Source organism: Streptomyces sp. SID5464, assembly GCF_009862985.1.
Classification (GTDB): domain Bacteria; phylum Actinomycetota; class Actinomycetes; order Streptomycetales; family Streptomycetaceae; genus Streptomyces; species Streptomyces chartreusis_D.
Map to the genome: position 1 here is coordinate 106,621 of NZ_WWIQ01000056.1, position 22,711 is coordinate 129,331.

17 protein-coding genes are annotated in these 22,711 nt (G+C 70.1%); 5 read left to right on the forward strand and 12 right to left on the reverse strand.

From position 1 onward, the window contains the following. Positions 1–284: 284 nt before the first annotated feature. The 5 genes from prcA to arc all read right to left on the reverse strand — a co-directional run bounded on the left by prcA (position 285) and on the right by arc (position 6,217). Positions 285–1,055, reverse strand: coding sequence for a proteasome subunit alpha (gene prcA / locus GTY47_RS27750; protein ID WP_010045345.1), 771 nt, complete (start codon positions 1,053–1,055; stop codon positions 285–287). A 69-nt stretch (positions 1,056–1,124) separates the two neighbouring features. Further along, positions 1,125–1,970 (reverse strand): proteasome subunit beta, encoded by an 846-nt coding sequence (prcB, locus tag GTY47_RS27755; RefSeq protein ID WP_010045347.1) that lies wholly within the window; start codon positions 1,968–1,970, stop codon positions 1,125–1,127. 337 nt (positions 1,971–2,307) lie between these two features. After that, on the reverse strand, positions 2,308–2,526 hold the full coding sequence (locus GTY47_RS27760; RefSeq protein ID WP_010045349.1) for a ubiquitin-like protein Pup: 219 nt from the start codon (positions 2,524–2,526) through the stop codon (positions 2,308–2,310). 178 nt (positions 2,527–2,704) lie between these two features. After that, positions 2,705–4,216, reverse strand: coding sequence for a depupylase/deamidase Dop (gene dop, locus GTY47_RS27765; RefSeq protein ID WP_010045351.1), 1,512 nt, complete (start codon positions 4,214–4,216; stop codon positions 2,705–2,707). Between the two features lie 234 nt (positions 4,217–4,450). Then, on the reverse strand, positions 4,451–6,217 hold the full coding sequence (gene arc / locus GTY47_RS27770) for a proteasome ATPase (protein ID WP_010045354.1): 1,767 nt from the start codon (positions 6,215–6,217) through the stop codon (positions 4,451–4,453). Between the two features lie 246 nt (positions 6,218–6,463). Here arc and GTY47_RS27775 point away from each other — a divergent pair, with 246 nt between their 5' ends. Further along, complete coding sequence (locus GTY47_RS27775; RefSeq protein ID WP_010045357.1) at positions 6,464–6,769, forward strand: ferredoxin; 306 nt, start codon at positions 6,464–6,466, stop codon at positions 6,767–6,769. Between the two features lie 59 nt (positions 6,770–6,828). Here GTY47_RS27775 and GTY47_RS27780 read toward each other — a convergent pair whose 3' ends face one another. The 3 genes from GTY47_RS27780 to GTY47_RS27790 all read right to left on the reverse strand — a co-directional run bounded on the left by GTY47_RS27780 (position 6,829) and on the right by GTY47_RS27790 (position 10,509). After that, positions 6,829–7,407, reverse strand: a complete 579-nt coding sequence (locus tag GTY47_RS27780; protein WP_010045359.1) for a hypothetical protein — start codon at positions 7,405–7,407, stop codon at positions 6,829–6,831. 347 nt (positions 7,408–7,754) lie between these two features. Further along, positions 7,755–8,657: a tRNA (adenine-N1)-methyltransferase gene (locus tag GTY47_RS27785; protein WP_010045361.1), complete on the reverse strand. Its 903-nt coding sequence runs from the start codon at positions 8,655–8,657 to the stop codon at positions 7,755–7,757. A 49-nt stretch (positions 8,658–8,706) separates the two neighbouring features. Continuing rightward, the gene (locus GTY47_RS27790; RefSeq protein WP_010045363.1) at positions 8,707–10,509 is read right to left on the reverse strand and encodes a site-2 protease family protein; all 1,803 of its coding nucleotides are present in this window, start codon (positions 10,507–10,509) and stop codon (positions 8,707–8,709) included. Between the two features lie 188 nt (positions 10,510–10,697). On the opposite strand from GTY47_RS27790, the gene GTY47_RS27795 reads away from it, so the two are divergent. Both GTY47_RS27795 and GTY47_RS27800 read left to right on the forward strand, forming a co-directional pair. Further along, positions 10,698–11,657 (forward strand): RecB family exonuclease, encoded by a 960-nt coding sequence (locus tag GTY47_RS27795; RefSeq protein WP_324604465.1) that lies wholly within the window; start codon positions 10,698–10,700, stop codon positions 11,655–11,657. Positions 11,658–11,711: 54 nt separating this feature from the next. Continuing rightward, positions 11,712–12,383, forward strand: coding sequence for a response regulator transcription factor (locus GTY47_RS27800; RefSeq protein WP_010045368.1), 672 nt, complete (start codon positions 11,712–11,714; stop codon positions 12,381–12,383). A gap of 75 nt (positions 12,384–12,458) precedes the next feature. On the opposite strand, the gene GTY47_RS27805 is transcribed toward GTY47_RS27800, so the two are convergent. The 4 genes from GTY47_RS27805 to metH form a co-directional block, all read right to left on the reverse strand. Then, on the reverse strand, positions 12,459–14,042 hold the full coding sequence (locus GTY47_RS27805) for an ABC transporter substrate-binding protein (protein WP_010045371.1): 1,584 nt from the start codon (positions 14,040–14,042) through the stop codon (positions 12,459–12,461). Positions 14,043–14,151: 109 nt separating this feature from the next. Beyond that, positions 14,152–15,756 carry an ABC transporter substrate-binding protein gene (locus GTY47_RS27810; protein WP_010045373.1) on the reverse strand — a complete coding sequence of 535 codons (1,605 nt, stop codon included), beginning with the start codon at positions 15,754–15,756 and terminating at the stop codon, positions 14,152–14,154. Positions 15,757–16,165: 409 nt separating this feature from the next. Continuing rightward, entirely contained in the window at positions 16,166–16,867 is a 702-nt protein-coding gene (locus tag GTY47_RS27815) for an HAD family phosphatase (RefSeq protein WP_010045375.1), read from the reverse strand. Between the two features lie 123 nt (positions 16,868–16,990). Then, on the reverse strand, positions 16,991–20,503 hold the full coding sequence (gene metH, locus GTY47_RS27820) for a methionine synthase (protein ID WP_010045376.1): 3,513 nt from the start codon (positions 20,501–20,503) through the stop codon (positions 16,991–16,993). A 359-nt stretch (positions 20,504–20,862) separates the two neighbouring features. Between metH and GTY47_RS27825 the strand changes: the two genes are divergently transcribed. Then, a complete protein-coding gene (locus GTY47_RS27825; protein WP_010045377.1) occupies positions 20,863–21,636 on the forward strand; it encodes an IclR family transcriptional regulator in 774 nt (257 codons plus the stop codon). 279 nt (positions 21,637–21,915) lie between these two features. Beyond that, positions 21,916–22,710 (forward strand): MIP/aquaporin family protein, encoded by a 795-nt coding sequence (locus tag GTY47_RS27830; protein WP_010045378.1) that lies wholly within the window; start codon positions 21,916–21,918, stop codon positions 22,708–22,710. Position 22,711 lies beyond the last annotated feature (1 nt).

The window sequence follows — 22,711 nt, forward strand, 5'->3', positions numbered from 1 at the left end:
GGGTGGGTCCGCAACCCGGCGGAGCGGGGTGCCGCTGCGCCCACCCGTGCCGCCCCCAGCGGCACGATTGCCCGCAGCTAGGCGGCCCGCAGCGGTTGGCGCGTCACCGGACAGTCAGTCGGCGTCCAACCCCACCGCGCCGTTCCGAGGACGGACACCCCCCGACGCGGCCCCGACCCACCGCACCCCGGTAGGCGCCAGCGGCGCGCCCCCACCCCACGCGCACAGGCCGCGCGCCCAGACCGCAGAACGGCCTGGGCGCGCGGCAGGGGACGACTACTCGACTACTCCCCGTCCCCGGACGCCTCCGCCTCGGCCTCCGCGTCCGCCTCGGCCTCCGACGCCGTGGTCGCTCCGTCGGCCTCCAGCAGCCGGCCCAGCTGGCGCCCGCTGATCCGCTTGAACTTCCGCTTCTGCGGCCGCGTACGGTCCAGCACCGCCACTTCCAGCCGCTCCGCGGGGATCTCCCGCTCGCTGCCGTTGGTGTCGCGGGACAGCGCCTGCACCGCCAGCTTCAGCGCCTCGGCCAGCGTCATACCGTCCCGGTGACGCTGGTCCAGATAGCTGCTGATCTGCTCCGCGTTGCCCCCCACCGCGACCGAGCCGTGCTCGTCCACGATGGAACCGTCGTGCGGCAGCCGGTAGATCTGGTCGCCCTCGGGGGTCTCCCCGACCTCCGCGACGACCAGCTCCACCTCGTACGGCTTCTCGGCCGCGCTGGAGAAGATCGTGCCCAGCGTCTGGGCATACACGTTCGCCAGGCCCCGGGCCGTCACATCGTCCCGGTCGTAGGTGTAACCCCGCAGGTCGGCGTAGCGCACACCGCCGATCCGCAGGTTCTCGTACTCGTTGTACTTGCCGGCGGCCGCGAAGCCGATCCGGTCGTAGATCTCGCTGAACTTGTGCAGCGTGCGGGACGGGTTCTCGCCGACGAACACGATGCCGTCGGCGTACTGCAGCACGACCAGGCTGCGGCCACGGGCGATGCCCTTGCGGGCGAGCTCCGCCCGGTCGGCCATCGCCTGCTGGGGGGAGACATAGAACGGCGTCGTCACCGGTTATCCGTCCCTCTCTTGAAGATTCCGTCGGTTCACTGGACCACCCTCATGAAGACAGCCCGCTGCTCACAGCAGCGCGGCCCGCGGACCGTCGGGCTGCTCCAGACGCCGCTCCAGAATCGAGCGCGCGATCTCGGACGACTCGTTCTCGGAGAGCCGGCGGAAGCCGTCCTCGGTGATCACGGTGACGATGGGATAGATCCGGCGGGCGACATCGGGACCGCCGGTCGCCGAGTCGTCGTCTGCCGCGTCGTAGAGCGCCTGGACCACGAGCGTCGTGGCCTCGTCCTCGCTCAGGTCCTCCCGGAAGAGCTTCTTCATCGCGCCGCGGGCGAAGATCGAACCGGAACCCGTGGCCGCGTAGCCCTGCTCCTCTGAGCGCCCGCCCGTGACGTCGTAGGAGAAGATCCGCCCCTTCTCCCGGTCCACGTCGTACCCGGCGAACAGCGGGACGACGGCCAGCCCCTGCATGGCCATGCCGAGGTTCGAGCGGATCATCGTCGACAGCCGGTTCGCCTTGCCCTCCAGCGACAGCTGCGCGCCCTCGACCTTCTCGAAGTGCTCCAGCTCCAGCTGGAACAGCTTCACCATCTCCACGGCCAGACCCGCCGTGCCGGCGATGCCCACGGCCGAGTACTCGTCGGCGGGGAACACCTTCTCGATGTCCCGCTGCGCGATGACGTTGCCCATGGTGGCCCGTCGGTCACCGGCGAGGACGACGCCGCCGGGGAACGTCACGGCCACGATCGTCGTGCCGTGCGGCGCCTCGATCGCGCCCTGCACCGGCGGCAACTTCTTGTTGCCCGGCAGCAGTTCGGGCTGGTGATCGGAGAGAAAATCCATGAAGGAGGAAGACCCTGGCGTCAGGAAGGCAGCTGGTAGACGCCCGGTGCTACGAGTGTTGGCTTCCACGCGATTCCTTCCACGTATGCGACAGCCCGCCCTGTGACGTCGGGCCGATCCTTGGAACAACCCCGGTCCGGTTGCGACCGAGGGCTCGGTATGCCACGGACCCTACCCGCCCTTCGGCGGTGATCCACATGCCCGGCGACACCAACTGCGCGGGAGCCACGCCGCACTTGCCCGCCCCTCCTGCCCGGCGGGCCACCGGGCTCCGGACGCCACCGACGCCCGGAGCGCCACACACGAGGGCATCACGTCATGCACTGCCCCGCGCGCAGCGCTCCGCGCTCGGCTCGTCCGTCACCCACGACACCCCGCTCACCTTCGGAACGAAGGCTCAGGCGCCTTACTGTCCACCCTTTTGAACGAAGGACCGCACGAAGTCCTCGGCGTTCTCCTCGAGGACGTCGTCGATCTCGTCCAGAACCGAGTCCACGTCGTCGCTCAGCTTCTCGTGACGCTCCTTGACGTCCTCCGAAGCCTGCGCCTCTGCCGCCTGCTCCTCGACCTCCTCGGTGGACCGGGTGGCCTTCTGCTGTCCGCCGCCGGTGTCCTTGGTCGCCATATCCCTCACCCCGCTCGGTTCGCCCGACACAGTTGCTCGGTCAAGATCAGACCCTACTCGCCGGGTCTGACAATGGCCCCGCTGTTGCTCCAACGTACGGGGACCACCTCGATGATTCCCGGACCTGGGATTTTCCACCCTGTCCGGCGGGCCCCACCCGAGTACCCGCTGAACGCGCTCACCCGCCCGAAAGGACCCTGACCAGGTCTTCCGCGGTGCGGCAGCGGTCCAGGAGCTCCTTGACGTGATTACGCGTTCCGCGAAGCGGTTCGAGGGTTGGAACGCGCTGGAGGGAGTCCCGGCCCGGCAGGTCGAAGATCACCGAGTCCCAGGACGCCGCCGCCACGTCGTCCGCGTACTGCTCCAGGCAGCGGCCGCGGAAGTACGCGCGCGTGTCCTCAGGCGGCGCCGTACGGGCCCGCTCGACGTCCGCCTCGTCCAGCAGCCGCTTCATGCGCCCGCGGGCCACCAGACGGTTGTACAGGCCCTTCTCGGGGCGTACGTCGGCGTACTGGAGGTCGACCAGGTGCAGCCGCGCCGCGTCCCAGTCGAGGTTGTCCCGGCGCCGGTAGCCCTCCATGAGCTCCCGCTTGGCGACCCAGTCCAGCTCGCCGGCCAGGCTCATCGGGTCGTGCTCCAGGCGGGTGAGGGTGTCCTCCCAGCGGGACAGGACGTCCTTGGTCTGGTCGTCGGCGTCCGCGCCGAACCGCTCCTCCACGTACTTGCGCGCCAGCTCGTAGTACTCCATCTGCAGCTGGACCGCCGTGAGCGTCCGGCCGCTGCGCAGCGTGACCAGGCGCTTCAGGGACGGGTCGTGCGAGACCTGGTGGAGCGTGCGCACGGGCTGGTCGACGGCGAGGTCGACGGCGATGAAACCGTCCTCGATCATCGACAGGACCAGGGAGGTCGTCCCCAGCTTGAGGTACGTCGAGATCTCCGACAGGTTCGCGTCCCCGATGATCACGTGCAGCCGGCGGTACTTCTCGGCGTCCGCGTGCGGCTCGTCGCGGGTGTTGATGATCGGGCGCTTGAGCGTCGTCTCGAGGCCGACCTCGACCTCGAAGTAGTCGGCCCGCTGGCTGAGCTGGAAGCCGTGCTCGTGCCCGTCCTGGCCGATGCCGACACGGCCCGCGCCGGTGAAGACCTGGCGGGAGACGAAGAACGGCGTGAGGTGGCGCACGATGTCCGAGAAGGGGGTCTCCCGCTTCATCAGGTAGTTCTCGTGCGTGCCGTAGGACGCGCCCTTGTTGTCGGTGTTGTTCTTGTACAGGTGGATCGGCTGGGCACCGGGCAGCTGGGCGGCCCGTTCCGCGGCCTCCGCCATGATCCTCTCGCCGGCCTTGTCCCAGAGGACGGCGTCCCGCGGATTCGTCACCTCAGGGGCGCTGTACTCGGGGTGTGCGTGGTCGACGTAGAGCCGTGCGCCGTTGGTGAGGATCACGTTGGCCAGGCCGATGTCCTCGTCGGTGAGCTGGCTGGAGTCGGCGGCCTCGCGGGCGAGGTCGAAGCCTCGGGCGTCCCGCAGCGGGTTCTCCTCCTCGAAGTCCCAGCGGGCCCGGCGGGCCCGGTGCATCGCCGCCGCGTAGGCGTTCACGATCTGGGACGAGGTGAGCATGGCATTGGCGTTGGGGTGGCCGGGGACGGAGATTCCGTACTCCGTCTCGATGCCCATTACTCGCCGTACGGTCATGCGGCCCTCCTTGCCCGGCGGCGCCCTCGGTCGTGGGCGCCACTCAGATACCGCTGGCGCTCGGTTGCGTGTGCGGTGCCCGTCCCCGCACTGCGCGACTTGGCGGTACGCAAGAGCCTAGAACGCCTTTGCGCTGGTGGGGAGATCATTTGCGTCATTGCGTTGCTCCAGCCGTGGCCTGAAAAACAGGCGGCTGCGGGTACCCGCCGAGGGCACCCGCAGCCGCCCTGTCTTTTACAGGTACTGACCGGTGTTCGCCACCGTGTCGATGGAGCGTCCGGTGTCCGCGCCCTGCTTTCCGGTGATGAGCGTACGGATGTACACGATCCGTTCGCCCTTCTTTCCGGAGATTCGGGCCCAGTCGTCCGGGTTGGTGGTGTTCGGCAGGTCCTCGTTCTCCTTGAACTCGTCCACGCAGGCCTGGAGGAGGTGGGAGACCCGGAGGCCCTTCTGGTTCTTCTCGAGGAAGTCCTTGATCGCCATCTTCTTGGCGCGGCCGACGATGTTCTCGATCATGGCGCCGGAGTTGAAGTCCTTGAAGTAGAGGACTTCCTTGTCGCCGTTGGCGTAGGTGACCTCCAGGAAGCGGTTCTCCTCGGATTCGGCGTACATCTGTTCGACGGCCGTCTGGATCATGCTCTGGACCGTGGAGGCCTTGGAGCCGCCGTGCTCGGCGAGGTCGTCGCTGTGCAGCGGGAGGCGCTCGGTGAGGTACTTGCCGAAGATGTCCTTGGCCGCCTCGGCGTCCGGACGCTCGATCTTGATCTTCACGTCCAGCCGGCCGGGCCGCAGGATGGCCGGGTCGATCATGTCCTCACGGTTGGAGGCACCGATCACGACCACGTTCTGCAGGCCCTCCACACCGTCGATCTCGGCCAGCAGCTGCGGGACGATGGTGTTCTCCACGTCCGAGCTGACACCGGAGCCACGGGTGCGGAAGAGGGACTCCATCTCGTCGAAGAAGACGATGACGGGGGTGCCCTCGCTGGCCTTCTCACGGGCCCGCTGGAAGACGAGGCGGATCTGCCGCTCCGTCTCACCGACGTACTTGTTCAGGAGCTCGGGGCCCTTGATGTTGAGGAAGAAGCTCTTGCCGGCGGCCTGGCCGGTCACCTCGGCGACCTTCTTGGCCAGCGAGTTGGCCACGGCCTTGGCGATCAGGGTCTTACCGCATCCGGGAGGCCCGTACAGCAGGACACCCTTCGGCGGCCGCAGTTCGTGCTCCTTGAACAGGTCCGGGTAGAGGTACGGGAGCTCGACCGCGTCGCGGATGGCCTCGATCTGGCCGCCGAGGCCGCCGATCTGCTCGTAGCCGATGTCGGGGACCTCTTCGAGGACGAGCTCCTCGACCTCGCTCTTCGGCACGACCTCGTAGACGTAGCCGGAGCGGGGCTCCAGGAGCAGGGCGTCGCCGGGGCGGATGGTGACGTCCAGCAGCGGCTCGGCGAGCCGTACCACCCGCTCCTCGTCGGTGTGCCCGAGCACCAGGGCCCGCTCGCCGTCCTCGAGGATCTCCTTGAGTGTGACGATGTCGCCGACGCGCTCGAACTCCATGGCGTCGACCACGTTGAGCGCTTCGTTGAGCATCACTTCCTGGCCGCGCCGGAGCTCGTCGAGCTCGACGCTGGGGCTGACGTTCACCCTGAGCTTGCGGCCGCCGGTGAAGATGTCGGCGGTGCCGTCCTCGTTCGCCGTCAGGAAGACACCGAAGCCGGCCGGCGGCTGCGCGAGCCGGTCGACCTCCTCCTTGAGGGCCACGATCTGGTCACGGGCCTCACGGAGCGTGTTGGCGAGCCGCTCGTTCTGCGCGGACACGCCGGCCAGATTGGTCTGCAGCTCGACGATCCGCTCTTCGAGAATCCTCGTGTGTCGCGGAGAGTCGGCGAGCTTACGTCGCAGGACGGCGATCTCCTGCTCAAGGTAGGCGATCTGCCCGGCCGGGTCGTCGGACCCGCGTCCCGGGCGGATGCCGCGGTTCATGTCGTCGTCGTGGGCTGCCACGGTCCTCACCTCCTCCAAGGGGAGCTGGACGCTTCCAGACCCTACCTGGGCGGGTGTCGATTGAAACCCCTAGATCACAAAGACGGTCGGGGTGTGTCCGATCTTCACCCTTGCGCTCTCCCTCACGCCAGGGGGATACCCAGCGAACATGATTGGAACCCAGCCTCAGGTACGGTCGAAGCGTTCAACACCCGTCAGAGCTGGCCGGATTCCCGGCACGGCTCGACGTATGAAACGGCAGGAGACATGAGCGTGCAGCAGGAGGCGGGGGTCGACGGCGAGGCGCTGGAGGTCTGGATCGACCAGGACCTGTGTACCGGCGACGGCATCTGCGCCCAGTACGCGCCCGAGGTGTTCGAGCTGGACATCGACGGTCTGGCCTATGTGAAGAGCGCCGACGACGAGTTGCTCCAGGACAAGGGCGCGACAACGCCCGTGCCGCTGCCGCTCCTCACGGACGTGATCGACTCGGCGAAGGAGTGTCCGGGCGAGTGCATCCACGTACGTCGAGTTTCGGACAGGGCCGAGGTCTACGGCCCAGACGCGGAGTGACCACTTCTCTACGTTCCGTGACTACTGTCTGATATCTCACACGTGGGGGCGCAGGGACCTCACACGCTGCGGGCACCGGCCGGTGTCGAGCGCACGAACGCGCCGTTCTGCCAACGCCATTTCGCGTCGCTGTGCACATCGGGGCAGCAACGCGGCACATCGGACGACGAGTAGCCGAGGAGCGTGGCCGTGACGGCGCCGTCGCGTACGGCGAAGTCACTGACGGTGGTGCCGTCCTCGGGGTCGAGCAGGGTCGCCACCACGCGCGGTTGACCGCCGTCCCCGCCCCGGGTGAGGACGTACACGCCGTCCGGCGGGGTGCCCATCGGGGAGTCGCAGTGGACCACGGCCACCGTCTCGGGGTTGCCGTCGCCGTCGAGATCGCCGGAAGCCCGCTTCTGCACCACGGCCTTCACCGGGCCGCACTCGATCGGGAACGTCACCGCGGCCGGGTCGGGCGGCGCGAGGTGCGCCGGAGCGCTTCTGGTCTCGGGGCCGGCCGCCTGGGCCGCTGTGGCCGCGCCCGGCTGGAGGAACGAGGAGAGGGCCACGACGCCGGCGACGGCCGTCGCGGTGGCGAGCCAGTGGATGGGACGGGTGTGGGTGTGGGCGAGCTCCGGGACGGCGGAAGGCTGCACTAGGAGTGTCTCCTGAGGGCTGTGCCGGTGGTGGGGTGGCCAGCATGGTGCCACACGTCACACCGCGAGGGAACGGCGGGGTGTGCACGTCCCGCGCCGGGGAAGTCAGAAGGGTTACGGTCCCTGCCGCTGTGTCAGCGAGCACGTGCCGGCGCGGGCCGCCGCCGGCCCCGCGCCACGTCGGCAAGGCGGGCCGCCGGGGGCCTGTTTCAGGTCAAGGGGGACATGCGCCGGTTCACCCGCGGCGGCACCCCGGGGGGCAACAGTGAGGCGCCGTGGCGGAGTTCCGGAGTGGGTCCGGGAACTCCGCCACGGCGCCTGTGCGTTGTGCGGGGCGGCGGGCCGTCTCAGCGGCCGGTGCCGCCGTCGGCGTTCGGGCCGGCGTAGTCCTCGCCGTAGGCGCCCTTGGCGGGGCGGCGGCGGCGCATGGGCGGCTCGACGCCGTCGGCGAGGCGGCGGGCCGTGAGCAGGAAGCCCGTGTGGCCGATCATCCGGTGGTCCGGGCGGACGGCCAGGCCCTCGATGTGCCAGTTGCGGATCATCGTCTCCCAGGAGGTCGGCTCGTTGAAGCAGCCGATCTCACGGATGGACTCGACGGTCCGGGCGAGCTGGGTGGTGGTCGCCACGTAGCAGCACAGGATGCCGCCGGGGACCAGCGCCTTGGAGACGGCCTCCAGGCACTCCCAGGGGGCGAGCATGTCGAGGATGACGCGGTCGACGTCGGTGTCGGACAGGTTGTCCTGGAGGTCGCCGACGGTGAGCTGCCAGGCGGGGTGCGGGCCGCCGAAGTAGCGCTCTACGTTCGCCTGGGCGATCTCGGCGAAGTCCGCGCGGCGCTCGTAGCTGTGCAGCATGCCCTGGTCGCCGATGGCGCGCAGCAGGAAGCTGCTGAGCGAGCCGGAGCCGACGCCGGCCTCCACGACGCGGGCGCCGGGGAAGATGTCGGCGAAGGCGAGGATCTGCCCCGCGTCCTTCGGGTAGACGACGGCTGCCCCGCGGGGCATGGACAGGACGTAGTCGGGGAGCAGGGGGCGCAGCGCGAGGTAGGCGACGTTTCCCGTGGTGCGGACAACGCTGCCCTCGGGAGCGCCGATCAGTTCGTCGTGCGGGAAGGAACCCTTGTGGGTGTGGAAGTTCTTCCCGGCCTCGAGCGTGAACGTGTAGTGGCGGCCCTTGGGGTCGGTCAGCTGTACCTGGTCCCCGACCTTGAAGGGCCCGCGCCTGCGGGCGGCACCGGTCGGTTCGGACATGTGACCAGCCTACCGGCACCTGGGAGGGCCTCCGACCACGGTCCGGCCACTAGGAGGGACGGGCCATGGCCTTCACGAAGGCTCGTTCCACGTCGGCCGCGGACAGGACGCCGTAGATCTCGCCGGTCTCCTCCACCACCAGGTACTCGGTCGCGGGGGTCGCCCGGAGGGCGTCCAGGAGCTCCTCGCCGGACAGTTCCGCCGAGACGCGCATGCCGTCGGTCAGGTCCTGGGCCAGGCCGCTGACCGCGACCCAGGGGCGGCGGTGTTCGGGTACGCCGACGATGGCGGCCTCGCGGACGAGGGAGACGGGGTTGCCGTGGGCGTCGACGACGACCAGGGCGCGGGCGCCGGCGGCGTTGGCGCGTCGCAGGGCCTCCGAGAGCGGGGTGTCGGTCTCGACCGGGACGGCACGGCGGGTGAGCGCGCGGGCGCGCAGTTCGGGGAGGTGCTCGCGCAGGCGGGCCATGCGCAGGCTGTTGCCGGCGCCGGTCCAGATGATCGCGGCGAGGATGGCGGCGAGCAGGGCGTCCAGGACCGTGTCCATGCCGACGTTGTCCACGGCGTCGGTGCCGAGGGCGCCGGACTGGGTCAGCAGGGGCAGGCCGATCAGGACGGAGACGGCGAGGGCGCGGCCGACCCAGGCGGCGGCGACGGTGCCGCTCATCGGCTTGCCGGTGATCTTCCAGACGACCGCGCGGAGCATGCGGCCGCCGTCCAGGGGCAGGCCGGGCAGGAGGTTGAAGGCGGCCACGATGAGGTTGGAGATCATCAGGCCGGCCAGCAGGACGCCCGGAACCGTGCCGGGCTCCACGGTCTGCATGGCGGCGTAGAAGACACCGGCCAGGACGAGGGAGAGCAGCGGTCCGACGAAGGCGAGCACGAACTCCCGTCCGGGGGTCTCGGCCTCCTTCTCGATCTCCGAGACGCCGCCGAAGAACTGGAGCTGGATGCGGCGGACCGGGAGCTTGAAGCGGAGCGCGGCGACCGTGTGGGCCAGTTCGTGCACCAGCACGGACGCGTAGAAGGCGACGGCGAAGAACAGGGAGACCAGGTAGCGGGCGGCGCCGAGTTCGGGCAGCACGCGCTCCAGCTGTCCGCCGAACACCCAGGTGATCAACGCGGCGACGAGGAACCAGCTGGGCGCGACGTAGACGGGAACGCCGAACGGTCGCCCCATCAGCAGTCCGCCTCGCGGCTCCGGGCGCTGGGGCGCGGGGCCCTTGCCGTCGGCCGAGTGCGCGAGCGGGCGGTCACCGGTGCCGGGGGCGACGTGCCGGCCGTGCGCATCGGGCTTGCCCGCGGCGGAGCCGGTGTGCGGACCGGTGGCGTAGGCACGGTCGGGGTGCGCGTCGGCCCCCGACGGACGGCTGCCGCCGTCGTGGTCGCCGCGGGCGGGGGCCTTGCGCAGGGCATCGGGCTCGGGGCGGTCCGCGTGCGCGTCGCCCTCCGGACGGCCGCTGCCGTCGTCCTCGCCGTGCGCGGAGGCCTCCGGGCGGTCCGGGTGCCCCTGGGGGGAGGCTTGCGTCGGCTGTCGGTCCGGGGGGCCGTCGGTGGTGGCGGCGGCTGGGTCCTGGCCGGGTTCCGGGTCTCCCGGTGCGGCGTCGGGGGCCTCGGCCGCTGCCGGGTCGGCCGCCGGTTCCGGCGTCTGTGGGGACGGGCGGTCCTCCGGCCGGGCCGGCGGCGGCGCGGCAGGGGCGTCGTCGTCGCTCGTGGAGGTGAACCGCCGTACGTCCGTGGACTGTTCGTCGGCGGGGGTCGGGTCGGTGGCCCGGGCCGGAGACCCCGCGTGGCGCTCGGCCGACTCCTCGTTGCCGGACCGCGGCTGCCCGCGCCCGCCGCTCTCGTCCACCGGTGTCCCCTCGTTCGAATCGTCTCCCGCGCCTGCCGGACGGGAGGGTCTCGAGTCGATGGTATGCGTCCGTCGAGGTGCCTTCCGCCCCGGCACCCCTGAGTTTCCCTCCGTCCCGCCTCCTCACTCCTGCCCACGGCGAGACCGCGGCTGGGTCACTGTCAGTGGCGGCCCGTATGGTCTGGGGCATGGAGACGAGCACCGAGGGCGCGGCGCAGCCCGACAGCAGCCCTGCCGCGGCGGAGGACCCGCCGGTCCCGGCCGGGCCCGTGGAGGCGGTCATCGAGACGGCGGTGGAGACGGCGGGCGAGACCGCGCGACCGGCCGTACCGCCCGCCTCGCTGTCCCCCTCGCGTGCCAGTGACTTCATGCAGTGCCCGCTGCTCTACCGCTTCCGGGTCATCGACCGGCTGCCGGAGAAGCCGAGCGAGGCGGCGACCAGGGGCACGCTGGTGCACGCGGTGCTGGAGCGCCTCTTCGACGCCCCGGCGGCCGAGCGCACGGCGCCCCGGGCGAAGTCGCTGATCCCGGGGCAATGGGACCGGTTGCGTCAGACGCGGCCGGAGGTCGTGGAGCTCTTCGCCGACGACCCCGAGGGCGAGCGGCTGGCGCGCTGGCTGGGCGAGGCCGAGCAGCTCGTCGAGCGCTGGTTCACCCTGGAGGACCCCAGCCGGCTGGAGCCGGCCGAGCGGGAGCTGTTCGTCGAGGCCGAGCTGGAGTCCGGGCTGCGGCTGCGCGGCATCATCGACCGGGTCGACGTGGCGCCCACGGGCGAGGTCCGGATCGTCGACTACAAGACGGGCAAGGCGCCCAGGCCCGAGTACTCCGAGGGCGCCCTGTTCCAGATGAAGTTCTACGCCCTCGTCGTCTGGCGGCTGAAGAACGTGGTCCCGAGGCGGCTCCAGCTGGTCTATCTCGGCAGCGGCCAGGTGCTGACGTACGACCCGGTCCTCGCCGACCTGGAGCGGGTCGAGCGCAAGCTGCTCGCGCTGTGGGAGGCGATCCGGCTGGCGACCGAGACGGGCGACTGGCGGCCGCGTCCCACGAAGTTGTGCGGCTGGTGCGACCACCAGGCCCACTGCCCGGAGTTCGGCGGCACTCCCCCGCCGTACCCGCTGCCGCTGCGGGTGACCGGCCAGGGCGGCTGAGTCCGGCGGCCTCGCGCAGGGCAGAATGGGGCCGGACTAGCGAAGGAGACTTACGTGGCCATCCGCGTCCTACTGGTCGACGACCAGCCGCTGCTCCGCACGGGCTTCCGGATGATCCTGGAGGCCGAGCAGGACCTCGCGGTCGTCGGCGAGGCCGGAGACGGCCTCCAGGCGCTCGACCAGGTGCGGGCGCTGCAGCCCGATGTGGTCCTGATGGACATCCGCATGCCGCGGATGGACGGTGTGGAGGCGACCCGGCAGATCACCGGTCCCGGGCGGGACGGCCCGGCGAAGGTCCTGGTGCTGACCACCTTCGACCTCGACGAGTACGTGGTGGAGGCGCTGCGGGCCGGTGCCAGCGGCTTCCTGCTGAAGGACGCTCCGGCCAACGAGCTGGTGCAGGCGATCCGGGTCGTGGCCGCGGGCGAGGCGATGCTCGCGCCGAGCATCACCAGGCGGCTGCTCGACAAGTACGCCACGCATCTGCCGTCGGGCGAGGAGCCGGTGCCGGACACGCTGCACACGCTCACCGACCGCGAGGTCGAGGTGCTGAAGCTGGTGGCGCGCGGGCTGTCCAACGCCGAGATCGCCGCGGACCTGTTCGTCAGCGAGACCACCGTCAAGACGCACGTCGGGCACGTGCTCACCAAGCTGGGCCTGCGCGACCGCGTGCAGGCCGCGGTGTACGCGTACGAGAGCGGGCTGGTGCGCCCCGGCGCGCAGTAGGCCTCTCCCCACCACCCGGAACACGAAGAGGGCGCCCCCTGCTCGGCAGGGGGCGCCCTCTTTCCCGCGGGTGGGTCAGACGTCCTTGCTCAGCTCCCAGAAGCGGAACACGGTGGACGCGTCGAGGCAGTACTCCAGTCCGTAGACGCCGTCACGGACGACCGCGTACTGCTTGGCCTGCCACACGGGCAGGACCGGCAGTTCGTCGGCGACGATGTCCTGGAGCTCGCCGAACTCCTTGTCGGTGCCGGCGCGGTTGGTCAGGGCGGCCGTGCGCGGGATGAGCGTGCCGGTGATGGTGCTGTTGTCGTAGTTGTTGCCCAGCACGTTGCCCTTGCCGAAGAACGGGGCCGTGAAGTTGTCGGCGTCCGGGTAGTCGGGCACCCAGCCCTTCACGTAGACGCCGTACTTGCCGGCGGCGATGTCCTTCTCGTACTGGCCGAAGGGGACGGACTTGACGTCGGCGTCGAACAGGCCGCTGGCGTTGAGCTGGCCGGCGATGGCGTTCAGCTCCTGGTCGGTGGCGGGGCCGTAGCGGGACGGCGTCGACCACAGGGTCAGCTTCACCTTGCCGGTGATGCCGTCGGCGCGCAGCGCCTCGGCCGCCTTGGACTTGGAGGGGCGGGCGCCGTAGGTGTCGAAGAAGGCCGTGTTGTGGCCGGCGATCCCCGCCGGGATGATCGAGTACAGCGGGGTCGCGGTGCCCTGGTAGACGTCCTTGATGAGGGCTTCGCGGTCGAGCAGGTGGGCGATGGCCTTGCGCACGCCGGTCTTTCCGGCGACCGGGTCGTTCATGTTGAACACCAGGTGCTGGACCTCGGCGCTGCTGCCCTCAACGACCTCCACGCCGGTGCCGTTGTCGGCCTTCTCCATGTCCGCGATGTCGCCGGCGGTCAGGCCGCGGTAGGCGATGTCGACGTCCCCGGCCTGGATCGCCTGCTTCAGGGCGGTCTGGTCGCCGTCGAAGAACTTGAGCGTCACGCCGGTGTTCTTCACCTCGGCGGTGCCCTTGTAGTTCTCGTTGACGGAGAAGACGGCCTGCTCGTCGTCGATCGAGTCGAGCTGGTAGGGGCCGGAGCCGACGGCCTTGCCGTCCTCGCGCAGCCCGTCCGCGTCGTACTCGCGGTGGTCGACGATGGAGCCGGCGCCGGAGGCGATCTTGCTCGGGAAGGTGGCGTCGGCCGTGTTGAGCCGGAAGACGACCGTCTTCTCGTCCGGCGTCTCGACCTTCTCCAGCGTGGGGAACATGATCGCGGGCCCGTCGGGGTCGTTGATCTTCAGCATGCGGTCGAAGGAGAACTTGACGTCCTCGGAGGTGAGCTCGTCACCGTTGCTGAACTTGAGGCCGTCCTTCAGCGTGCACTTGTAGACCGTGGTCTGCGTGTCGCTGAAGGCGCAGCTCTCGGCGGCCTCCGGCTGGGGTTCCGTGGCGCCCTTGGGGAAGCTGAGCAGCGACTGGAAGACGTTGTTGAACAACAGCCAGGAGCCGGGGTCGTAGCCGGAGGCCGGGTCCGTGGCCAGGACGTCGTCGGACATCCCCACCACGACGTTGGAGCCGTCCCCCGCGGAGTCTCCGGTCTCCGTGCCACAGCCGGTCAGCAGGCCGGAGGCGAGCCCCGCCACGATGGGCAGGACCGGCCACTGGTTGCGAATGTTCACGTGTGTGCCCTGTCGTCGGTTCTCGAGAACGCCCGGAGCATGTCCCTGGCTCCGGGGCACGGTTCCCCGGGGGCCGCGGTCACCGGCCCCCGGGGTTCCATTGGGTCCGTCAGCCACTCACGCCCCGGCCGAGCTCCCACAGCTGGAGCGTCGACGAGGAGTTGAGGGCGTACGCGGTACCCGTGATGTCGTCGCGCGCGGCGACGTACTGCTTGCCCTGCCACAGCGGCAGCACCGGCACGTCGGAGGCGACGATGTCCTGAATGTCCGTCAGGCTGGTGGAGGCGGACAGCCGGTCCGCCTCCCGGCGGGACTCCGGGATCAGGGTGTTGCGGATCCGCCTGTTGTCGTACGGCGAGCCGAGGGTGTTGTCCTTGTCCAGGAACGGCGCGAGGAAGTTGTCGGCGTCCGGGAAGTCCGGGAACCAGCCCATGCCGTAGACGTCGTACTCGCCCTTCTTCTCGGCCGGGCGGAAGGCGTCCCACGGCGTGCCCTTGATGCTGACGTCGAACAGGCCGCTGGAGTTCAGCTGGTCGCGGAGGACCTCGAACTCCTGCTTGGTGGCCGGACCGTAGTGGTCGGTCGTGTAGTGCAGCGTGAGCTTCACCGGGGTGGTGACGTTCGCCTGGTTCAGCAGGGCGCGGGCCTTGGTGACGTTCGGGTCGCCGTACCTGTTGAAGAACGAGTTGGAGTGGCCGGTGATGCTGGCGGGGACGAGCGAGTACAGCGGCTCGGCCTGGGAGCCGTAGACCTTGGAGACCAGTTCGCTGCGGTTGACGACCTGGGCCATCGCCTGGCGTACGGCCTTGGACTTCACGGTCGGGGCGTCGGTGTTGAAGCCCAGGTACCGGATCTCCAGGCCGGGCATCTCGACGAGGTCGATGTCGGTGTCCGCGTCACCGGAGAGCTTGCGGATCTGCTCCGGCGACATGGCACGGGTCATCAGGTCGATGTCGCCCTTGTTCAGGGCCTCGCCCATGGAGTCGGCGTCCTTGAAGGAGACCATCTCGACCTTGCCGTTGTTCACCTTCAGGCTCCCCTTGTAGCGGGAGTTCCGGGTGAACTCGGCCTTGACCAGCTGGCCGTTCTCGACGTCGGCTTTCATGGTGTACGGGCCGGAGCCCTGGATGTCGAAGCCGTCGCGCAGCTTGTTCTTCGGGTAGTCGTCGGGGTCGACGATGCCGGCGACCGGGGTCGACAGCTTGTACGGGAAGGTCGCGTCGGCGGTCTTGAGGTGGAAGACGACCTCGCGGTCGCCCTGCGTCTCGACGGTGTCGATGGTGGACAGCAGCGCGAACACGCCGCTGTCGGCCTTGAGGGAACGGGCGCGGTCGATGGAGTACTTGACGTCGGCCGCGGTGACGGGGTCGCCGTTCGCGAACTTCAGGCCGTCGCGCAGGGTGCAGGCGTAGCGCTCGTTGCCGGTGTCGGTGAAGCCGCACCGTTCGGCGGCCTCGGGTACCGGCTCGCCCTCACCGCGCGGCTGGATCATCAGGGTCTGCACGGTCTGGCGCAGGATGTTCCAGGTGCCGACGTCGTAGGCGTACGCCGGGTCGAGGGGCGCGGGGGCGTCCTTCGAGGCGGTGAACCGGTCCGTGGTGCCGACGACGATCGCGTCGCCGTTGTCGCTCCCGCTGTCGGACCCGCCGCAGGCGGCGAGCACCGGCGCGAGCAGGCCGATCACGGCCGGCAGCACCAAAGTCTTGCGGTTCATGCTCGAGTTTCTCCAGAGCTGTCGACTCCGTGTACCCGGCATGCAGGGGTGGCGCAGCGGATCACGGGGGTGGGGCGATGTTCTCGCAATGAGATTAGTCGCGGCCGGCAGGAGGGTTCGCAGCCACCGGAGTTGAGGGCCCATCACGCTGCGGAACCGGGCGTGGACAGACCGAAAACCCGATGGTGGAAGCTTTGGTGCAGCGTCCCACCAATCGGGACACAAAGGCACGCCGACGGCTCCCCGGAGGGGGTGCACAGCACACGTCTGCCCTGCTGTCGACCCCGGACCGCGTGGGGAACGTCACACCCGTAAACGGGTGCGAAGGTAGGGGAATTCGGTCATCCGGAGGACTTCGAATTCACCTTCGGAATTACCGCCCTAACACCGCTGCACGCTGGGTGAACACCTAGCGCATTTCCGTCATCAGGCCGTGCAGAAATGTCAGGTCGACCTCTTCGAGAGACGTGACGACCGTGCGCCTCAAGGCCGGTGCGATGGGGGCCACGGAGGGCACCGCCACGACCCGGCAGCCCGCGGCCTCGGCGGCGGCGACTCCGGTCGCGGTGTCCTCGATGACGGCGCACCGGGCGGGGTCGACGCCGAGTCCGGCGGCGGCCGCCAGGTACGGGTCGGGATGGGGCTTGGTGCGCGGCACCTCGTCACCGGCCACCGTGAGGCTGAAGTGGTGGGCGCCCAGGGAGGTCAGCACCCGGTCGATGATGCGCCGGTGCGAGGCGGAGACCAGGGCCGTGGGGATCTCGTACTCGTACAGCTCGGCCAGCAGCCGGCCGGCTCCGGGCATCAGCGGCAGGGCACGGCCGATGCGGTCCTCGAAGCCGTCGTTGAGGAGCACGGTGAGCTCGTCGAGGGTGATGTCCGCGCCGGTGGCCTCGATCAGGAACCCCGCGCTGCGGGTCATGGGGCCGCCGACCACGACATGGCGCCAGGACTCGTCGAGCATGTGGCCGAGGGAGGCGAAGACCTCGACCTCGACGTCCCACCAGAAGCCCTCCGTGTCCACCAGGGTGCCGTCCATGTCGAGCAGCACGGCTTGCAGAGCTGAACCTTCGGCCGTAAGGGTGCCGAGCGCGGGGACCGTACTGGTCATCCACGTACCTCCTTGAGGGACGTTCAGGCCGGTTCCCGGAAGGGAACCGGCCTGCGGTGGACCGACCAGTCTACGTCGTGCGCGGACGAAACGCTTCTTTTGGCCCGGGCGCCCGGGAGGGGCTCAGCGGGCGTTGAAGTACTTGGCCTCCGGGTGGTGGATCACGATGGCGTCCGTGGACTGCTCGGGGTGCAGCTGGAACTCCTCGGACAGGTGGACGCCGATGCGCTCCGGCTGGAGCAGGTCGGCGATCTTCGCGCGGTCCTCCAGGTTGGGGCAGGCGCCGTAGCCGAGGGAGAAGCGGGCGCCCCGGTACTTCAGCTCGAACATGCCCTGCATCTCGTCCGGGTCCTCGCCCGCGAAGCCGAGTTCGGAGCGCACGCGCGCGTGCCAGTACTCGGCGAGCGCCTCGGCCAGCTGCACGGACAGGCCGTGCAGTTCGAGGTAGTCGCGGTAGGCGTTGGCCTCGAAGAGCCGCGCGGTCTCCTCGCCGATGCGCGAGCCGACGGTGACGACCTGGAGGCCCACGACGTCCGTCTCGCCGGACTCCTCCGGGCGGAAGAAGTCGGCCAGGCACAGGCGCCGGCCGCGGCGCTGGCGCGGGAAGGTGAAGCGGGTGCGCTCGTTGCCCTGCTCGTCCAGGATGATCAGGTCGTCGTCCTTGGAGACGCACGGGAAGTAGCCGTAGACCACGGCCGCCTCCAGCAGGTTCTCCGTCTGGAGCTTGTCCAGCAGCCCGCGCAGCCGGGGCCGGCCCTCGCTCTCGACGAGTTCCTCGTAGGAGGGGCCCTCGCCGGTGCGGGCCTGCTTGAGGCCCCACTGGCCCTTGAACAGGGCGCCCTCGTCGAGCCAGCTCGCGTACTCCTTGAGCTGGATGCCCTTGATCACGCGGGTGCCGCGGAAAGGCGGCTCGGGGACGGGGTTGTCGGTGGCGACGTCGGAGCGGACGTGCCCCTCCTCGGGGCGCTCCTCGACGGCGGCCGGGGCGGTGGCCCGCACGCGGCGCTGCCTCAGCTCGGGCAGCTTCGCGCCCGGCACGCCCCGCTTGACGCCGATCAGGGCGTCCATCAGGCGCAGGCCCTCGAAGGCGTCGCGGGCGTAGCGGACCTCGCCCTCGTAGATCTCGTGCAGGTCCTGCTCGACGTAGGCGCGGGTGAGGGCGGCCCCGCCGAGGATGACCGGGAAGCGGGCGGCGAGGCCGCGGGTGTTCAGCTCCTCCAGGTTCTCCTTCATGATCACGGTGGACTTGACCAGGAGGCCGGACATGCCGATGACGTCGGCCTTGTGCTCCTCGGCGGCGTCCAGGATCGCGGAGACCGGCTGCTTGATGCCCAGGTTGACGACGTTGTAGCCGTTGTTGGTCAGGATGATGTCGACGAGGTTCTTGCCGATGTCATGCACGTCGCCGCGCACGGTGGCGAGCACGATGGTGCCCTTGCCGGCCTCGTCGGTCTTCTCCATGTGCGGTTCGAGGTGGGCGACGGCCGTCTTCATCACCTCGGCGGACTGCAGGACGAACGGCAGCTGCATCTGCCCGGAGCCGAACAGCTCGCCGACGACCTTCATGCCCTCCAGCAGGGTCTCGTTGACGATGTCGAGCGCGGGCCGCTCCCGCAGGGCCTCGTCCAGGTCCGCTTCGAGTCCGTTGCGCTCGCCGTCGATGATGCGCCGCTTGAGGCGCTCGTCCAGCGGCAGGGCGGCCAGTTCCTCGGCCTTGCCGGCCTTGAGGGACTTGGCGGTGGCGCCCTCGAACAGCTGCATCAGCTTCTGCAGCGGGTCGTAGCCCTCGGCGCGGCGGTCGTAGATGAGGTCCAGAGCCGTCTGGACCTCCTCCTCGCTGAAGCGGGCGATCGGAAGGATCTTCGACGCGTGCACGATCGCCGAGTCCAGGCCCGCCTTGACGCACTCGTCCAGGAAGACGGAGTTGAGCAGGATACGGGCGGCCGGGTTGAGGCCGAAGGAGATGTTGGACAGGCCGAGCGTGGTCTGCACCTTCGGGTGGCGCCGCTTCAGCTCGCGGATGCCCTCGATGGTGGCGATGCCGTCCTTGCGGGACTCCTCCTGACCGGTGCAGATGGTGAAGGTCAGGCAGTCGACGAGGATGTCCTCCTCGTGGATGCCCCAGTTGCCGGTCAGGTCGTCGATGAGCCGTTCGGCGATCTCGACCTTCTTCTCGGCGGTGCGGGCCTGGCCCTCCTCGTCGATGGTCAGCGCGATGAGGGCGGCGCCGTGCTCCTTGGCGAGCTGGGTGACCTTGGCGAAGCGGGACTCGGGGCCGGCGCCGTCCTCGTAGTTCACCGAGTTGATCACCGCCCGGCCGCCGAGCTTCTCCAGACCGGCCCGGATCACGTCGACCTCGGTGGAGTCCAGCACGATCGGCAGCGTGGAGGCGGTGGCGAAGCGGCCGGCCAGCTCCTCCATGTCGGCGACGCCGTCGCGGCCGACGTAGTCCACGCACAGGTCGAGCATGTGCGCGCCCTCGCGGATCTGCTCGCGGGCCATCTCCACGCAGTCGTCCCAGCGGCCCTCCAGCATGGCCTCGCGGAACTTCTTCGAGCCGTTGGCGTTGGTGCGCTCACCGATGGCCAGGTAGGAGGTGTCCTGCCGGAACGGCACGCTCTGGTAGAGCGAGGCGGCGCCCGGCTCGGGCTGCGGGCTGCGCTCGCTCGGGGTGACGTCCCGGACGCGCTCCACCAACTGCCGCAGGTGCTCCGGCGTGGTGCCGCAGCATCCGCCGACCAGCGACAGGCCGTAGTCCCGGACGAAGTTCTGCTGGGCGTCGGCCAGGCCCTCGGGGTCGAGCGGGAAGTGGGCGCCGTCCTTGGTGAGGATCGGCAGGCCGGCGTTCGGCATGCACAGCAGCGGGATGCGCGAGTGTCGCGTCAGATAGCGCAGGTGCTCGCTCATCTCCGCCGGGCCGGTGGAGCAGTTCAGGCCGATCATGTCGATGCCGAGGGGCTCCAGCGCGGTCAGCGCCGCGCCGATCTCGGAGCCGAGCAGCATGGTGCCCGTGGTCTCGAAGGCCATCGAGCACAGCAGGGGCACCTCGACGCCGGTGGCCTCCATGGCACGGCGGGCGCCGAGGACGGAGGCCTTCGTCTGGAGCAGGTCCTGGGTGGTCTCCACCAGCAGCGCGTCCGCGCCGCCGGCGAGCAGGCCCTCGGCGTTGGCCTGGTAGCCGTCGCGGATGGTGCCGTAGGTGACGTGGCCGAGCGTGGGCAGCTTGGTCCCCGGGCCGACCGAGCCGAGCACCCAGCGCGGCCGGCCGTCCCGGGCGGCGTACTCGTCGGCCACCTCGCGGGCGATCCGGGCACCCGCCTCGGACAGCTCGTGCACCCGGTCGGAGATCTCGTACTCCGCCGCGGCCGTGTGGTTGGCGCCGAAGGTGTTGGTCTCGACGCAGTCGACGCCGACCGCGAAGTACGCCTCGTGGACGGAACGGACGATGTCCGGCCGGGTCAGGTTGAGGATCTCGTTACAGCCTTCGAGATTCTCGAAGTCCTCGAGCGTCGGGTCCTGCGCCTGGAGCATGGTGCCCATGGCCCCGTCGGCCACGACCACACGGCTGGCCAGGGCCTCTCGGAGGGCGGACACACGGGTCCGGCTGTCGGAAGGGGTCGGTGGCAACGAGGCCATGTAAAGGGCTCCCTCGGGTGCGACGGCTGTCGGCTATGCGGCTTCCCGGACACACGGAGGGCATCCGGGGATGGGCGCACGGCGCCAGCCTAACCGGGAGCGGGCCGGGATGGGCAGGGCGTCCACGGGACGGACGCGCATGGCGTCCGGGACGGTCGTGTGTCACCTATGAGCCACTGAGGAGCCGGCTGTGACGCACCTCGGCGCGGCGCCCGTGCGGCACAGGGCGACCCGCCGGCGCAACAAATGGTGACCCGCCATTAGCGAGAGGTCGGCATCGACCGGTAGTGTTCGACATTGCCGAACGAGGGCTGCGGTGACGCCTGTCGGCGGTCGAAGGGGACGGAGGCAGTACGGCGATGGCACGGAACATCCAGTCGCTCGAACGGGCGGCCGCGATGCTGCGGCTGCTCGCGGGCGGCGAGCGGCGGCTCGGCCTGTCGGACATCGCCTCGTCGCTGGGCCTGGCCAAGGGCACCGCCCACGGCATCCTGCGCACCCTCCAGCAGGAGGGCTTCGTGGAGCAGGACGACACCTCCGGGCGCTACCAGCTCGGCGCGGAGCTGCTGCGCCTGGGCACCACCTACCTCGATGTGCACGAGCTGCGGGCGCGCGCCCTGGTGTGGACCGACGACCTGGCCCGGTCCAGCGGCGAGAGCGTGTACCTGGGCGTCCTGCACCAGCAGGGCGTGCTGATCGTGCACCACGTCTTCCGGCCCGACGACAGCCGGCAGGTCCTGGAGATCGGCGCCATGCAGCCGCTGCACTCGACGGCGCTGGGCAAGGTGCTCTCGGCCTACGACCCGGTGGCGCACAGCGAGGCCCTGGAGGCCGACCGCAAGGCGTTCACCGACCGGACCGTGTGCGAGCCGGAGGACTTCGAGCACCTCCTCGACCTCACCCGCGCGCGCGGTTACGCGGCGGACGTCGAGGAGACCTGGGAGGGCGTGGCCTCCCTCGCCGCGCCCATCCACGACCGGCGGCGCATGCCGGTCGGCGCGGTCGGCATCACGGGCGCCGTGGAGCGGCTGTGCCGGCCCGACGAGGAGGGCGCGCTGCGCCCCGAGCTGATCGCGGCGGTCCGGGACTGCGCCCGCGCGGTGTCGCGGGACCTGGGCGCCGGGCGGTTCTGAGAGGACACGGGAGGACCGGGGCGCCGCAGGGCGTTCCGGTCGTCGGCACGCCCGTGCCCACCGGCCGCCGGCGGCCCCCGCTGGAGGGCCGCGCGACCGCGACGATCAGTAACGATCGTGTTTTCGACAACACAGCCCTTGACGTGCTCGTAACGCCGAAGCAAGACTCCCGTCCATCGGTCGACATTGTCGAACAGCTACCGGCAATACGCGCTAGAGTGTGACAACGCCAGGCCGGTATAGAACTTCACCCCTGGACGAAGGACAAAGGAGTCGCGGGTGTCCAGCTCCGACATCTTCATCGGCGAGACCATCGGTACCGCCATACTCATCCTCCTCGGCGGCGGAGTCTGCGCCGCCGTCACGCTGAAGGCTTCCAAGGCCCGCAACGCCGGCTGGCTCGCCATCACCTTCGGGTGGGGCTTCGCGGTGCTCACGGCGGTCTACACGTCGGCGCCGCTGTCCGGCGCCCATCTGAACCCGGCCGTGACCCTGGCGATCGCGATCAAGGACGGCGACTGGAAGAACGTCCCGGTCTACTGGGCCGGACAGCTCCTCGGCGCCATGATCGGTGCCGCCCTGGTCTGGATCGCCTACTACGGCCAGTTCCAGGCCCACCTCACCGACCGGGAGATCGTCGGCGGTCCGGGCGCGCAGGACACCACGGCCAAGGCCGTCGAGGCCCAGGAGAAGGGCGCCGGCCCCGTGCTGGGCATCTTCTCCACCGGGCCCGAGGTCCGGGTCGCCTGGCAGAACCTCGCCACGGAGATCATCGGCACCATCGTGCTGGTGCTGGCCGTGCTCACCCAGGGCCTGAACGACAAGGGCAACGGCCTGGGCACGCTGGGCGCGCTGATCACCGCGCTCGTGGTGGTGTCCATCGGCCTCTCCCTCGGCGGCCCGACGGGTTACGCGATCAACCCGGCCCGTGACCTCGGTCCGCGTATCGTGCACGCCCTGCTGCCCCTGCCCAACAAGGGCGGCTCCGACTGGGGCTACGCCTGGGTCCCGGTGGTCGGTCCGCTGATCGGCGGCGCCATCGCGGCAGGCATCTACAACGTCGCATTCGCCTAGG

Excerpts from the sequence above, each read along its gene's own strand:
- GTY47_RS27760 (WP_010045349.1), bottom strand. The coding sequence starts at position 2,526 with ATGGCGACCAAGGACACCGGCGGCGGACAGCAGAAGGCCACCCGGTCC.
- dop (WP_010045351.1), bottom strand. The coding sequence starts at position 4,216 with ATGACCGTACGGCGAGTAATGGGCATCGAGACGGAGTACGGAATCTCC.
- GTY47_RS27775 (WP_010045357.1), top strand. The coding sequence starts at position 6,464 with ATGAGCGTGCAGCAGGAGGCGGGGGTCGACGGCGAGGCGCTGGAGGTC.
- GTY47_RS27785 (WP_010045361.1), bottom strand. The coding sequence starts at position 8,657 with ATGTCCGAACCGACCGGTGCCGCCCGCAGGCGCGGGCCCTTCAAGGTC.
- GTY47_RS27795 (WP_324604465.1), top strand. The coding sequence starts at position 10,698 with ATGGAGACGAGCACCGAGGGCGCGGCGCAGCCCGACAGCAGCCCTGCC.
- GTY47_RS27810 (WP_010045373.1), bottom strand. The coding sequence starts at position 15,756 with ATGAACCGCAAGACTTTGGTGCTGCCGGCCGTGATCGGCCTGCTCGCG.
- GTY47_RS27815 (WP_010045375.1), bottom strand. The coding sequence starts at position 16,867 with ATGACCAGTACGGTCCCCGCGCTCGGCACCCTTACGGCCGAAGGTTCA.
- metH (WP_010045376.1), bottom strand. The coding sequence starts at position 20,503 with ATGGCCTCGTTGCCACCGACCCCTTCCGACAGCCGGACCCGTGTGTCC.
- GTY47_RS27825 (WP_010045377.1), top strand. The coding sequence starts at position 20,863 with ATGGCACGGAACATCCAGTCGCTCGAACGGGCGGCCGCGATGCTGCGG.